Here is a 14,265-nt window from a genome sequence, read left to right as displayed (position 1 = left end):
CGATGACCCGATCCATGGTCGAGGACGTGTGGCCGCTGTCACCACTGCAGGAGGGGCTGCTCTTCCACGCCACCTTTGACGAGGAGGGGCCGGACGTCTACACGGTGCAGTCCGCACACGCCGTCGACGGCCCCTTGGAAGCGGGCCGGCTGCGCGCGGCATGGGAGACCCTGGTCGCCCGGCACGCGGCTTTGCGCGCCTGCTTCCGCCGGGTCAGCGGGGCCCGGATGGTGCAGGTCATCGCCCGCGAGGTGGAACTGCCCTGGCAGGAGGCCGACCTGTCCGGCCTCGCCCCGGACGACGCCGAGGCCGAGGCCGCGCGGCTGGCCGACGCCGAACGCGCCCGCCGCTTCGACCTGGCCACCGCGCCCCTGCTGCGGATCCTGCTGATCCGCCTCGGCGCCGACCGGCACCGCATGGTCGTCACCAGCCACCACATCCTGATGGACGGCTGGTCGATGCCGATCGTCCTCACCGAGCTGTCGGCGGTGTACGCGGCGGGCGGCGACGGCACCGCCCTCCCGCCGACCGCCTCCTACCGCGACTACCTGGCCTGGCTCAACCGGCAGGACAAGGACGCCGCCCGCGAGGCGTGGCGCGCCGAGCTGGCCGGCGCCGACGAGCCCACCCTGGTGGTCCCGGCGGACCGCACCCGCGCCAGTGTGGTGCCCGAGGACGTCCTGATCGACATCCCCGAGGGGCCCTCCAGGGAGCTGACCGACCTGGCCCGCCGCTACGGACTGACCCTCAACACCCTGTTCCAGGGCGCCTGGGCGCTGGTCCTGGCCCGGCTGGCCGGCCGTACCGACGTGGTGTTCGGCGCCACCGTCGCGGGCCGCCCGCACGACCTGCCGCACGTCGAGTCGATGGTCGGCCTGTTCATCAACACCCTGCCGGTACGGGTACGGCTCGACGGCGGACAGCCCGCGATCGACATGCTCAGCACCCTCCAGGAACGCCAGTCGGCGCTCCTCCCGCACCAGCACCTGGGCCTGTCCGAGGTGCAGCAGCTCGCCGGACCCGGCGCGTCCTTCGACACCCTCGTGGTCTACGAGAGCTTCCCGCGCCCGCCCGCCGGACCGGACGACCCGCAGGCCCTGACCCTGGAGCCGGCCGGGCTGTCCCGCAACGCGGCGCACTACCCGATCACCCTCGGCGTGTTCCCCGGCGACCGCATCAGCCTGCGGCTGTCCTCCCGCCCCGACCTGTTCGGCGCGGAGGCGACCCGGCTGATCGGGCAGCGGGTGGTCCGGGTGCTCACCCAGCTCGCCGCCGACCCCACGATGCCGGTGGGCCGCATCGGCGTCCTGGAGGACCAGGAGCGCGACCTGGTGCTGGCGGGCTGGAACGCCACCGCCGCCAAGACCCCCGGCACCTCGGTGCCGGAACTGATCGCCGGACAGGCCGCGCAGGTACCGGGCGCCGTCGCGGTGAGCGACCCGCGCCGCTCCCTGTCCTACGCCGAACTGGCCCGGGAGTCGGACCGGCTCGCGGCGTACCTCGCGGACCGCGGCGTGGCGCGCGGCGACCGGGTCGCGGTGCTGATGGAACGCTCCGCCGACCTGCTCGTGGCGCTGCTCGCGGTGTGGAAGACGGGCGCCGGGTACGTCCCGGTGGACCCCGGGCACCCGGCGGAGCGGGTCGCGTTCCTGCTGGCCGACTCCGGCCCGTCGGCGGTCGTGTGCACACGGGCCACCCGCGACGCGGTGCCGGTCGACGCCGCCGCCGAACTGGTGGTGCTGGACGACGACCCGACCCTGGCCGCCCTCGCGGTGAGCCCGGCCGACGCCCTGGTGCCGGTACGCGTGGGAGCGGAGGACCTCGCGTACGTCATGTACACCTCGGGCTCGACCGGTGTGCCCAAGGGCGTGGCCGTACCGCACGGCAGCGTGGCCGGGCTGGTCGGCGACCTCGGCTGGTCGGTGGGCCCGCGGGACGCGGTGCTCATGCACGCGCCGCACGCCTTCGACGCCTCGCTGTTCGAGATCTGGGTGCCGCTGGCCTCCGGCGGCCGCGTGGTGGTCGCGGCGCCGGGCGCGGTGGACGCCCAGGACATCCGCGCGGCGGTCGCCGCCGGAGTGAGCGCGGTGCACCTGACGGCCGGCACGTTCCGCGTCGTGGCGGAGGAGTCACCGGAGTGCCTGAACGGCCTGCGCGAGGTGCTGACCGGCGGTGACGTGGTGCCCGCCGCGGCCGTCGACCGGGTACGCGCGGCCTGCCCCGGCACCGCCGTACGCCACCTGTACGGACCGACCGAGACCACGCTGTGCGCCACCTGGCAGCTGACCCGGCCGGACGACGGACCGGCCGGCGTGCTGCCGATCGGCCGCCCGCTGGCCAACCGGCAGGTCTACGTCCTGGACGCGTTCCTCCAGCCGGTGCCGGCGGGCACCGTGGGCGAACTGTACGTGGCCGGCACCGGACTGGCCCACGGCTACCTCGGCCGCGCCGGACTGACCGCGGAACGCTTCGTGGCCTGCCCGTTCGCCCCTGGCATGGGGGTCCCCCCGGCCGAAGGCGGGGGGAGGATGTACCGCACCGGCGACCTGGTGCGCTGGACGGAGGCGGGCGAGCTGCTGTTCGCCGGCCGCGCCGACGACCAGGTCAAGATCCGCGGCTTCCGGGTGGAGCTCGGCGAGGTCGAGGCGGCCCTGACCGCGCACCCGGCGGTCGGCCAGGCCGTGGTCGCGGCCCGCGAGGACCGGCCCGGTGAGCGGCTGCTGGTCGGCTACGTCGTCCCGGACGGCCAGGAGGTCGACTCCGACGAGGTCCGCGACCACGCCGCCAAGGTCCTGCCCGGCTACATGGTCCCCGCCGCGGTGATCGTGATGGGCTCGCTGCCCGTCACCGCCAACGGCAAGGTCGACCACAAGGCCCTGCCCGCCCCCGACTTCGCCGAACGGGTCTCCCGGCGGGCACCGCAGAACGAGACCGAGGAGATCCTCTGCGGCCTCTTCGCCGACGTCCTCAAACTCGAACAGGTCGGCGCCGACGACGACTTCTTCGAGCTGGGCGGCGAGTCCGGCCTGGCGATGCGCCTGATCGGACGCATTCGCGAGGAGTTCGACGCCGCACTGAACCTGCGGCAGTTCTTCAGCGCGCCCACCGCGGCGGGCGTGGCCCGCACCCTGGCCACGAAGGCCCGCCCGGTCCTGAACCCGGCCGGCCACGACGGCGAGGCACCCGCCACCGTCGCCCAGCTCCGAACCTGGCTGCTGACCCGGCTGCACGACAGCGGCCCGGCCCACCAGTTCTCGGCCGCGCTGCGCCTGACCGGCGAGCTGGACCGCACGGCGCTGGAAGCCGCGCTCGGCGACGTGGCGGCCCGCCACGAGATCCTGCGGACCACCTTCTCCGGCGCCCGCAACGAGCTGCGCCAGCACATCGTGCCCGCCACCGACGAGGCTGCCCGCCCGCGGCTGCCGGTGACCGCCGCCACCGAGGAGGACCTGCCGGAGCTGTTGGCCGACCGCGCCACCCGCTCCTTCGACCTGACCCGGGAAGCGCCCTGGGCGCCGCACCTGTTCACGCTGTCGGACACCGACCACGTCCTGCTGGTCACCGTCCACCGGATCGCCGCGGACGACCAGTCCCTCGACCCGCTCTTCCGCGACCTGTCGGCCGCGTACGGCGCACGCTGCGAAGGCCGGGCGCCCGAACGCGCTCCGCTGCCCCTGCAGTTCGCCGACTACGCCGTGTGGGAGCAGGAGCTGCTGCGCGGCGCCGACGAGCCGGAGAGCCTGGTCAGCGACCAGCTCACGTACTGGCAGGACGCCCTGGCCGGACTGGCCGGTGAACTGGAACTGCCCACCGACCGGCCGCGCCCCGCGCTGCCCTCGCGGCGCGTCGAGCGCGTACCGCTGCGCCTGGACGCGGCGGCCCACGCCCGGCTGATGGCGGCGGCCGAACCCCGCGAGGCCACCGGCTTCATGGTCGTCCAGGCCGCGCTGGCCCTGCTGCTCACCCGCCTCGGCGCGGGCACCGACATCGTCCTCGGCACCACCCGGGCCCGCCGGGACGAGGACGGCCTGGAAGGACTGGTGGGCCCCTTCGACGGCCCGCTGGCCCTGCGGACGGACACCTCCGGCGACCCCGGCTTCCTCGAACTGCTGCGCCGCGTCCAGCAGACCCACCGCGAGGCCGTCAACCACCAGGACGTGCCCTTCGAGCGCGTGGTGGACGCGCTGCCGCTGCCGCCCTCCGTGGACCGGCACCCCGTCTTCCAGATCGGCCTGGACGTCCACGAGGGCAGGACCGAGGTGTGGGACCCGTGGGAGCTGCCCGGCCTGCGCACCGGCCGCCTCGACGTGGACGGCGCGACCGGCGAGCTGGACCTGTCGGTCGGCCTGACCGAGCGGCAGCGCGCCGACGGTTCCCCGGACGGCATGGACGGCCACCTCACGTACGCCACCGACTTGTTCGACCACGACACCGCGCAGGCGTTCGCCGACCGGCTGGTGCGCGTACTGGAACAGCTCGCGGCCGACCCCGAACTGTCCCTGAGCCGGGTGGACGTCCTGCTGGACGAGGAGGAGTTCCGCCGTCTGGTGGCGGACTTCCACGGCACCGCGGCCGAGACCCCGGACCGTACCGTCGTCGAGCAGCTGGCCGCGCAGGCGGCCCGCACCCCGGACGCGGTGGCCGCCACCGGCCCCGACGGCGTGCTCACCTACGGGGCGCTGGACACCGCGAGCGGCGCGCTGGCCCGCCGGCTCACGGAGCTGGGCATCGGTGCCGAGGACGTCGTGGCCGTGGCGGAACCGGTCACCACCGCCTTCCTGGTCGCGCTCACCGGCGTCCTGAAGAGCGGTGCCGCCTGCCGCCCCGTGGACTCCCACCGGCCGGTCGGGGACATCGGGGCCGTCTTGGCCGCGAGCCGGCCCGCCGCCCTGGTCTGCGCCGCGGCCACGGCCGCGCGGCTGCCGGCGGACGGCCCGGTGCCGACCGTCGTTCTGGACGCCCCGCCGACCGACGCACCCGGCGCGGCCGCCGGCCCGGCGGAACCGGAATTCCGGCCGCCGCTGCCCGCCCAGCCCGCGCTGATGCTCGACGGCACGGCACCGGACGGCCCCGCGGCCGTCGTCGACCACCGGACGCTGGCCGGCCAGACGGCGTACCGCGCCCAGGCCACCCCGGCGGTCGCCGGCACGGCCCTGCTCGACACCCGGGCCCCCGTCGCGGCGCTCGTCATCCCGCTGCTCGCGGCCCTGTGCGGCGGCGGCAGCGTCCGGCTCGGCGCCCCGGAGGACGTCCGCACACCCGACGGGACCGGCACCGAACGGCTGCTGGTGACCACCCGGGACTTGGTGCCGACGCTCACCGAACTGCCGGACGGGCAGCGGCCCACGGAAGTCCTCGTGGTGTCGGCGGGCACGCCGGAGGCCGACGACGGCCTGCTGAAGTGGCGGGCGATGCACCCGGACGTCACCGTGGTCACCGGCCACGCCGCCGCCGGGACGGCAGGCCCCTGGCTCGAACACCGGGCGGCCCCGCACGAGTCCGTACCGTCGCCGCTGCCTACAGGCCGGCCGGTGCCCAACACCCGCGCCTACGTCCTCGACGACCTGCTGCGGCCGGTCCCGCCCGGCGTCACCGGCGACCTGTACGTCGCGGGCGCGGCGATGGCACGCGGTTACACGGGCGCCCGCGCGCGCACCGGTGAACGGTTCGTCGCGGACCCCTTCGGGCCGCCCGGCGAGCGGATGCTGCACACCGGCGACCGGGCGCGGCGCAGCACGGCCGGCCTGCTCACCGTGGCGGACGCGAGCAGCGCGCGCCAGGCCCGTACCGGCGCGGCCCGCGGCACCAGCCGCGGCGACCTCGGCGTCCTGCTGCCGCTGCGGACCCAGGGCAGCCTGCCGCCGCTGTTCTGCCTCCACCCCAGCCTCGGGCTGAGCTGGGGCTACCGGGGGCTGCTGCCGCACCTGCCCGCCGACCGGCCGGTCTACGGGCTCCAGGCCCGCGGCCTGGCCGGGCCCGAGCCGCTGCCGCTGACCATGGAGGAGATGGCCGCCGACTACGTCGACCAGATCCGCACGGTCCAGCCCAGCGGCCCGTACCACCTCCTCGGCTGGTCCTTCGGCGGTACCGTGGCCTACGCGGTCGCCACCGCCCTGGAGGCCCAGGGCGAGAAGGTCGCCCTGCTCGCCCTGCTCGACACCTATCACGGCGGAGACACCGGCGAGTTCTTCGGCGAGACGCCCGCCGCCCGCGAGGGCGAGGACGTCACGATGCGCCGCGAGCTGGGCGAGCAGGGGCCGCCGGACGGCGGCGGGGAGGCCGGCGGCGACGGTGGCGGCGTCGCCGGACTCGGACTGGACGAACAGCTCCTGACCGCCATCAGGGAAGTGACCGTCAACTCGGGCCGGCTCTCCTACGGCTACACCCCGAAGCGGTTCGGCGGCGACCTCGTGGTCTTCGTCGCCACCGTCAACCGGCCCGAGAACTCCCAGGCGTGGGACGCCGTCGCCAGCTGGCGGACCTTCGTCGCGGGCGACATCGACACCCACGACATCGCCGTCGACCACAACGACATGCTCCAGCCCGCGCCCTTGGCACAGATCGGGCGCGTCGTAGCGGAAAAGCTCCAGGCCGTGCGGCCGACAGGGGAAAGGAACCCGTCATGACCAATCCGTTCGACAACGAGAACGGCACCTTCCTGGTGCTCGTCAACGACGAGGGCCAGCACTCGCTCTGGCCCGCATTCGCGGAAATTCCGGAAGGCTGGACCTCGGTGCACGGGGAAGCCGGCCGGCAGGAATGCCTCGACTACATCGACGAGAACTGGACGGACATGCGTCCGAAGAGTCTCATCGCGGAAATGAGCGCGAGCGGCAACGCGTAACCGCGCACGCGGCACGGCCATGGAGGGGGCGGTCCGGACGCGGGCCGCCCCCGCGGGGACGTTCCGGCGTGCGGACCAAAACCGTGCCGGCCGTGTCCGGCGCCGCCCCGCCGGTCCCGGGCGCGGTAGGGCGTGGGCACGGTCCGGCGGGTACGTGATCGCCGCCGGGACCGGGGACGTGGCGGCGTGGTGGCAACGCCCGTTGCACCGCGTCGCCGCCGTCACCGACCGGCCGGCGCGTACCGCGGCCCGGTGTCAAATCGCCTTCCTTGACGACTTCTCAGGAAAAATTAACAATCGAATAGCAGGCGGACAGGATTCTGCGCGCAAACGCACAGAAACATTCCGCCCGAGAATGGGGGAGAGGGCCGTGGCGAATTCAGCGAACGCAGGGAACTCCGCTCGCTCGGAGACGTTCGACGTGGTGGTCGTCGGCGGCGGGCCGGCCGGCTCGACGCTGGCCGCGCTGGTGGCGCGGCAGGGACACCGGGTACTGGTGCTGGAGAAGGAGTTCTTCCCCCGCTACCAGATCGGCGAGTCGCTGCTGCCGTCGACGGTGCACGGGGTGTGCCGGCTGACCGGGGTCGCGGACGACCTGGCGGCGGCGGGCTTCACCCGCAAGCGGGGCGGCACCTTCCGCTGGGGGGCGACGCCCGAACCGTGGACGTTCTCCTTCTCCGTCTCGGAACGCATGGCCGGGCCGACCTCGTACGCGTACCAGGTGGAGCGCTCGAAGTTCGACGAGATCCTGCTGCGGCACGCCGGGCGGTCCGGTGCGGTGGTGCGCGAGGGCTGCGCCGTCGCGGACGTGATCGAGGACGCCGAGCGGGTCCGGGGCGTGCGCTACACCGACGCCGACGGGGCACGGCGTGAGGCGTACGGGACGTACGTGGTGGACGCCTCGGGCAACAAGAGCCGCCTCTTCCAACGGGTGGGCGGCGAACGGAAGTACTCGGAGTTCTTCCGCAGCCTCGCCCTGTTCGGCTACTTCGAGGGCGGCAAGCGGCTGCCCGAGCCGAACTCCGGCAACATCCTCTCCGTCGCCTTCGACAGCGGCTGGTTCTGGTACATCCCGCTCAGCCCCACCCTGACCAGCGTGGGCGCGGTGGTACGGCGCGACATGGCGGACAAGATCCAGGGCGACCGCGAGCGCGCGCTCGCGGCCCTGATAGCCGAGTGCCCCCTGATAGCGGAGTACCTCTCCGGCGCCACCCGGGTCACCGACGGCCAGTACGGCCAACTGCGCGTCCGCAAGGACTACTCGTACCACCAGACGACGTTCGCCCGCCCCGGCATGCTCCTGGTGGGCGACGCGGCGTGCTTCGTCGACCCGGTGTTCTCCTCCGGTGTCCACCTGGCGACCTACAGCGGCCTGCTGGCCGCCCGCAGCATCAACAGCGCGCTGGCCGGGCTGGTCGACGAGACGGTGGCGATCCGCGAGTTCGAGGCGCGCTACCGGCGCGAGTACAGCGTCTTCTACGAGTTCCTGCTCTCGTTCTACGAGATGCACCACAGTGAGCAGTCCTACTTCTGGCAGGCGAAGAAGGTCACCCACCACGACCGCACCGAGATGGAGGCGTTCGTCGACCTGGTCGGCGGCGTCTCGTCCGGGGAGGCGGCGCTCTCCGAAGCCGACGCGATGGTGGAACGGCTGCGGGCCGACTCGGCGGAGTTCGCGGGCGCCGTGGACCAGCTGGCGCACAGCGAGGACGGCAGCATGCTGCCGCTGTTCAAGTCCGCCGTGGTCAGCCAGGTGACCCGGGAGGGCTCGCAGGTGCAGATGCGGGCCCTGCTGGGCGCCGACGCCGAACCGGAGGCCCCCCTCGTCCCCGGCGGACTCGTCTCGTCCCCCGACGGCATGTTCTGGCTCCCCGCCAGCAGCGGCTGACCCCGACGCAGGAAAGGATCCGCGGATGCCCGAGACACCCGAGATTCCCGCCCACTACCGGCGGGACCGCTTCGACCCGGTGCCCGAACTCGTCGCGATGGCCAGGGAGACGCCCCTGGTCGAGACCGACGTGACCATCGGCCCGTCCCGCCAGCTCGGCTGGGTGGCCACCGGGCACGCCGAGGTACGGGCGGTGCTCTCCGACACCGAACGGTTCAGCACCCGGCCGCCCGCCGACAGCGAGGAGGACGCGCAGAACCTGGTCCAGGCGGGCAACCTCCTCCAGTACGACCCGCCCGACCACACCCGGCTGCGCAAGCTCCTCACGGCGGAGTACACGGTGCGACGGATGCGCCGGCTGGAGCCCCGCGTCGAGGAGGTCGTCGAGGACTGCCTCGACACCATGGAACGCATCGGGCGCCCCGCGGACCTCGTACGGTACTTCGCCTGGCCGATCCCGGGGCTCGTCAGCTGCGAGCTGCTCGGCGTGCCCCGGGACGACCAGACGGAACTGGCCCGCTACCTCGACATCACCCGCGACGTCGGCCGCACCCAGGAACAGCAGCTGGCGGCCGGCAAGGCGTACTGGGCGTACATGGGACAGCTCGCCGAGCGGCGGCGCCGCAACCCCGGCGAGGACATGATCGGGAACCTGGTCCGCGAGCAGGGCCCGGCGATCTCCGACGCGGAACTGGCCGGCATCGGCGCGACCGTGATGGCGGCCGGCTTCGAACAGGTCGCCAGCATCATCGGCCTGGGCACCCTGCTGCTGCTGGAGCACCCGGACCAGCTCGCCCTCTGGCGCGACAACCCCGAGCTGACCGACCGCGCCGTGGAGGAGATGGTCCGCTACCTCACGGTCATCCACACCGCCTCGCCCCGCACCGCCCTGGAAGACGTCACCATCGGCGGCCAGCAGATCAAGGCCGGGGAGAGCGTGGCCTGTTCCCTGCTGGCCGCCAACCGCGTACCGGCCGCCGGCGAACCCGAGGACCGCTTCGACATCACCCGCGAGCCGACCCCGCACATGGCCTTCGGGCACGGCATCCACCACTGCCTCGGTGCCCCGCTGGCCAGGATGGAACTGCGCATCGCCTTCCCGGCACTGCTGCGCCGCTTCCCCGGCCTGCGGCTGGCGGTACCGCCGGAGAAGGTCCGCTTCCGGCCCGCCCGGTCACGTCAGTACGCCCTGGAATCTCTGCCCGTCGAATGGTAGGAGGCGCAATGCCGGAGGAGACCCAGCACCAGTTCGACCATGCCCGCAGGGCCGGTTTCGGCCCGTCCGACGACATCCGTCAGCAGCGCGCCCAGGGCGCCCTCGTCAAGGAGGAGGTGGCCCCGGCGCCCGGCGCCGCGCCCGAGCCCATCTGGATGGCCCTGGGCTACGAAGCGGTCCGGCAGGTGATGGGCGACCACGTCCGCTTCAGCAACCAGCGCCGGTTCCGTGCCCAGGCCGTCCGCGGCGGGAGCAAGCACCGCCCGCAGGAGATGTCCGGCCACCTCATGGACTACGACCAGCCGGAGCACACCCGGCTCCGCAAGATGCTCACCCCGGAGTTCACGGTGCGCCGCATCCAGCGGCTCAAGCCGGTGACCGAACAGATCGCGGAACGCTGCCTGGACGCCATGGAGCGCAACGGGCAGCCCGCCGACCTCGTCGACCTCTACGCGAGCCCGATCTCCGGCGCCGTCCTGTGCGAACTGCTCGGCGTGCCCCGCGACGACCGGCGCGAGTTCCTGGTCAAGCACCAGTGGCAGCTGGAGCAGGACCGCAGCCGCAAGGACCGGGCCGCCGCCCAGGCGTACACCTCCGGCTACCTGCGCGCGCTGGTCAAACGGCAGCGCAAGGACCCCGACGAGGGGTTCATCGGCCAGCTCATCCGCGACCACGGCGACAACTTCGACGACGAGGAACTGCTCGGCATCTGCGGCCTGATGGTGCTCGCCGGGCTCGACAACGTCACCGGCATGATCAGCCTCGGCGTGCTGGCCCTTCTGGAACACCCGGACCAGCTCGCCATCCTGCTGGCGGACCCCGAGAAGAACGTGGACCGCGTGGTCGACGAACTGCTGCGCTTCCTGTCCGTCGCCCACGCGCCGACCCCGCGCACCGCCGTCGAGGACGTGGTCGTGGCCGGACAGCTGGTCAAGGCCGGGGAGGAGATCGTCTGCTCGATCCCGATGGCCAACCGCGACCCGGCGCTCGGCCCCGACGTCGACCGGTTCGACGTCGACCGCGACCCGCTGCCGCACATCGCCTTCGGGCACGGCATCCACCACTGCATCGGCGCCGCGCTCGGCAGGATGGAACTGCGCACCGCCTACCTGGCGCTGTGGCGGCGCTTCCCCGGCCTGCGGCTGGCCGTACCCGCCGCCGACGTGCCGCACAAGACGAACTCCATCGCCTACGGCCTGGAGCGCCTCCCGGTCGCCTGGTGACGGCCGGGAACCACCAGGGCGCCCGGCGCCCGGACACCCCGGAGATGAGGAGAGCACGATGGTCGAGGTACGGGTGGACCCGGAGATCTGCGCCGCTTCCGGCATGTGCAAGCTGCTGGTGCCCGCGGTCTTCGACCAGTCGGAGGAGGACGGCACGGTGCGGCTCACCGACCCGGTGCCGCCCGCGGCACTGGAGGCGAAGGTACGGACGGCGGCCCTGCGCTGCCCGGCGGGCGCCATCGCGGTGCACGAGATGGAGACGGACGCCTCGTAACGTCACCGGGTCCGGCGGCGCGCCGGGCCACCGGGAACACCACGACGAAGCTCCTGGGGGCCGGAGAACGGCCGCCAGGAGCTTTGTCGTGCGTCGTCGAGCGGGACGGGACACCGGCACGTCGGGGTTACGGCCCGCCGGCCTCCGGCCGGTCTAGGGCCCGCCGGTCTCCGACCGGGCGGCGCCGGCCCGGGCTCCGGAATCGTCCGGCCGGTCCGGTGCGGTCGCTCCGACGGGGCCAGTCGGTCCGGCAGACCTCACCGGCGCCCCGATCCGCACCGTACGCAGCCGCCGCGCGTCCGCCACCGTGGCGCAGCCCGCCAGCCCCAGCGCGTCGGACAGTTCCGCGGCCAGCAGACCCAGCACCCGGTGCACGCCCGCCTCCCCGGCCGCGGCCAGGCCCCACACCGGCGGACGCCCGACCAGTACTCCGGCCGCGCCCAGCGCCAGCGCCTTGAGCACGTCCGTACCCGAGCGGACGCCGCTGTCCAGCAGCACCTGGCAGCTCCCGCCGACCGCCTCCGCGATCTCCGGCAGCGCCTCGACGCTCGGCAGGGCACCGTCCAACTGTCGACCTCCATGGTTGGACACCACGACGGCATCCACCCCGAACTCCGCGGCACGCACCGCGTCCTCGGCCGCCAGCACCCCCTTGAGCAGCAGCGGAAGCCGGGTCCGCGCCCGCAGCTCCGCCACCTGCGACCAGGTCAGCGCCGACGAGAACTCCTGGCCGGTGTGCACGGCCACCGCCGAGGCACCGGCGGCGCGCCGGTGCGCGGCCGAGGGGCCGCCACCGTCCAGATGGACCGCCCGCACCCGCTCCGGCAGCGCGAACTCGTTGCGTACGTCGCGCAGCCGCCGCCCCATCCAGGGCACGTCCACGGTCAGCATCAGCGCCTCGCAGCCGGCGTCCTCCGCACGCCGCGCCAGCTCCAGGGCCCGGCCCGGCTCGCGCAGCCAGTACAGCTGGAACCAGACCCGGCCGCCGAGCGCTGTGATCTCCTCCACCGGCACGGTGCTCAGCGTGCTCACCGTGAACGGCACCCCCGCGGCCTTCGCCGCCCGCGCCGCCGCCAGTTCGCCGTCCGGATGCACCAGGGCCTGGTACGCGACCGGGGCCACCGCCACCGGCATCCGCGCCGGGCGGCCCAGCAGGTCGGCGCCGGTCGCGCACCGCGACACGTCCCGCAGCACCCGAGGCCGCACGAAGACCCGGTCGAAGGCCTCCCGGTTGGCGGCGAGCGTCCGCTCGCGTCCGCTGCCGCCCGCGACGAAGTCCCGTACCCCGGCGGGCAGCACCGCGGCGGCGGCACGCTCGACGTCCTCAAGGGTCAGGAGCGTGTCCGCCGCCGCGCCGCCGGGCGCCGGTTCCTCACAGGACACGCTGGCCCTTCTTCTCCAGCTCCACGGCCTCGTACAGCGCCTTGATGTTGGAGCTGCCGAACGTCTGCGCGCCCTGCCGCTCGATGATCTCGTAGAAGATCGTCCGCCGCGGGTGGGTGGAGGCGGTGAAGATCTGGAACAGCTGCCCGCCGTGGTCCTGGTCCGCCAGCAGACCGGTCGACCGCAGGTCGTCCAGGCTGTGGTCGCTGAGCGCGATCCGCTCGCCCAGCAGGTCGTAGTAGGCGGCGGGGGAGCTGAGGAACTCCACGCCGCGGCCGCCGAGGGTACGCACCGCGTGCACGGCGTCGTCACAGGAGAACGCGAGATGCTGCACCCCGGCCCCGTGGTGGCTCTTGAGGAAGTCGTCGATCTGCCCCGGGTCGGCGGTGGTGTCCGGCTCGATGAGGGTCAGGGTGACCCGGCCGGTGGGGCTCTGGACGACCTTGGAGTCCATCGCCTGCGCGCCCACGACGATGTGCTCCTCGAAGATCTCGCGGAAGCCGAGCGCCCGCTCGTAGTACGCGACGGTCGCGTCGAGGTCGCCGTGGTTCAGGCACACCGCGATGTGGTCCAGTTCGAGCAGCCCCACCTCGCTGGGCACCGGCTGCCGGGACTTGAGCGTCGGCACGAAGCCGACCGGCAGCCCGGGGCCCTCCTCCGGGGCGCGCTGCACCAGCGTGTGCACCACGTCGCCGAAGCCGCTGACGGTGGCCGTGACGCCGCCGCCGGGGCCGTGCCGGGCGGGCTCGCGCAGCGGCTGGGCGCCGTTGGCCACCGCGTGGGCGTACGCGCGCTCGACGTCGGCGGTGCGCAGCGCGATGTCCGCGACGCCCTCGCCGTGCGCCAGGACGTAGACCGACGCCGGGTGCCGGTCGGAGGTCGCCATGGTGAGCACCAGGGTGATCGTGCCGTGCCGCAGGGCGATGCTGCGGTGCTCGCTGGAGCCGCCGGTGCCGACGACGGTGAACGCGTACCGGTCGACCCAGGCGAACGCCGCCGCGTCCAGGTCTTCCACGTACAGCTCGACGTAGTCGATCGCGAGATCGCTGACCGGGCTGACAGCAGCCGTTGCCGCTGTGGTTTTCGAAACTGTCATGAGAGTCCCCGTTTGAAGGAATGATCTGGACGCGGCTCGTCGAGCCGGCTCGCCTACCGGAGTGGACGGATTACCTGCCGCACGACCGCGCCGATGACCGCCCGGCCCGGCCGAATCCGTGGACCTCTTCGCGGGTTCGCCACTGCCGCCGGACAGCGGAAGGCGAACCAATTCGGTGTTGCCCGACATTACACCGGCCCCCACCGCCGTCGCAGCTGTCAAGAAAAGCGTGGGCCGGCCGTCGGCGCGCTGTCACCTTGACCCCGTACGCGCGCGGGAGAACCATTGCCGTCGATCCGGCCCTGGGGGATGCTGAGGGCCCGGCACGGGCCGCGGACGCG

Annotated in this window: 8 protein-coding genes; 6 read left to right on the top strand and 2 right to left on the bottom strand. The window is 73.7% G+C overall.

From position 1 onward, the window contains the following. Positions 1–2: 2 nt before the first annotated feature. The 6 genes from OEIGOIKO_RS05985 (at position 3) to OEIGOIKO_RS05960 (ending at position 11,445) form a co-directional block, all read left to right on the top strand. Complete coding sequence (locus OEIGOIKO_RS05985; protein WP_125052503.1) at positions 3–6,626, top strand: amino acid adenylation domain-containing protein; 6,624 nt, start codon at positions 3–5, stop codon at positions 6,624–6,626. Then, complete coding sequence (locus OEIGOIKO_RS05980; protein ID WP_031002368.1) at positions 6,623–6,844, top strand: MbtH family protein; 222 nt, start codon at positions 6,623–6,625, stop codon at positions 6,842–6,844. Before OEIGOIKO_RS05985 ends, OEIGOIKO_RS05980 begins: the two co-directional genes overlap by 4 nt. A 370-nt stretch (positions 6,845–7,214) precedes the next feature. After that, positions 7,215–8,732 carry a tryptophan 7-halogenase gene (locus OEIGOIKO_RS05975; protein WP_246177228.1) on the top strand — a complete coding sequence of 506 codons (1,518 nt, stop codon included), beginning with the start codon at positions 7,215–7,217 and terminating at the stop codon, positions 8,730–8,732. Positions 8,733–8,757: 25 nt separating this feature from the next. Beyond that, positions 8,758–9,948 carry a cytochrome P450 gene (locus tag OEIGOIKO_RS05970; protein ID WP_125052498.1) on the top strand — a complete coding sequence of 397 codons (1,191 nt, stop codon included), beginning with the start codon at positions 8,758–8,760 and terminating at the stop codon, positions 9,946–9,948. An 8-nt stretch (positions 9,949–9,956) separates the two neighbouring features. Further along, a complete protein-coding gene (locus OEIGOIKO_RS05965) occupies positions 9,957–11,171 on the top strand; it encodes a cytochrome P450 (RefSeq protein WP_125052496.1) in 1,215 nt (404 codons plus the stop codon). 58 nt (positions 11,172–11,229) lie between these two features. Further along, positions 11,230–11,445: a ferredoxin gene (locus OEIGOIKO_RS05960; RefSeq protein ID WP_125052494.1), complete on the top strand. Its 216-nt coding sequence runs from the start codon at positions 11,230–11,232 to the stop codon at positions 11,443–11,445. Between the two features lie 153 nt (positions 11,446–11,598). On the opposite strand, the gene OEIGOIKO_RS05955 is transcribed toward OEIGOIKO_RS05960, so the two are convergent. Both OEIGOIKO_RS05955 and hppD read right to left on the bottom strand, forming a co-directional pair. Then, positions 11,599–12,828, bottom strand: a complete 1,230-nt coding sequence (locus OEIGOIKO_RS05955) for an alpha-hydroxy acid oxidase (protein WP_174857130.1) — start codon at positions 12,826–12,828, stop codon at positions 11,599–11,601. Further along, entirely contained in the window at positions 12,818–13,924 is a 1,107-nt protein-coding gene (gene hppD / locus OEIGOIKO_RS05950; protein WP_125052492.1) for a 4-hydroxyphenylpyruvate dioxygenase, read from the bottom strand. The genes OEIGOIKO_RS05955 and hppD overlap by 11 nt, the downstream gene beginning before the upstream one ends. Positions 13,925–14,265 lie beyond the last annotated feature (341 nt).

The sequence above is a fragment of the Streptomyces paromomycinus genome (assembly GCF_003865155.1).
In the GTDB taxonomy this organism is placed as follows: Bacteria; Actinomycetota; Actinomycetes; order Streptomycetales; family Streptomycetaceae; genus Streptomyces; species Streptomyces chrestomyceticus.
The sequence above is the reverse complement of the archived record's forward strand: the minus strand, read 5'-3'. Positions and strand labels throughout refer to the sequence as shown.

What these genes read in the sequence shown, in the direction of transcription:
- OEIGOIKO_RS05985 (WP_125052503.1), top strand. Translation starts at nt 3, where the DNA reads ATGACCCGATCCATGGTCGAGGACGTGTGGCCGCTGTCACCACTGCAG.
- OEIGOIKO_RS05980 (WP_031002368.1), top strand. Translation starts at nt 6,623, where the DNA reads ATGACCAATCCGTTCGACAACGAGAACGGCACCTTCCTGGTGCTCGTC.
- OEIGOIKO_RS05970 (WP_125052498.1), top strand. Translation starts at nt 8,758, where the DNA reads ATGCCCGAGACACCCGAGATTCCCGCCCACTACCGGCGGGACCGCTTC.
- OEIGOIKO_RS05965 (WP_125052496.1), top strand. Translation starts at nt 9,957, where the DNA reads ATGCCGGAGGAGACCCAGCACCAGTTCGACCATGCCCGCAGGGCCGGT.
- OEIGOIKO_RS05960 (WP_125052494.1), top strand. Translation starts at nt 11,230, where the DNA reads ATGGTCGAGGTACGGGTGGACCCGGAGATCTGCGCCGCTTCCGGCATG.
- hppD (WP_125052492.1), bottom strand. Translation starts at nt 13,924, where the DNA reads ATGACAGTTTCGAAAACCACAGCGGCAACGGCTGCTGTCAGCCCGGTC.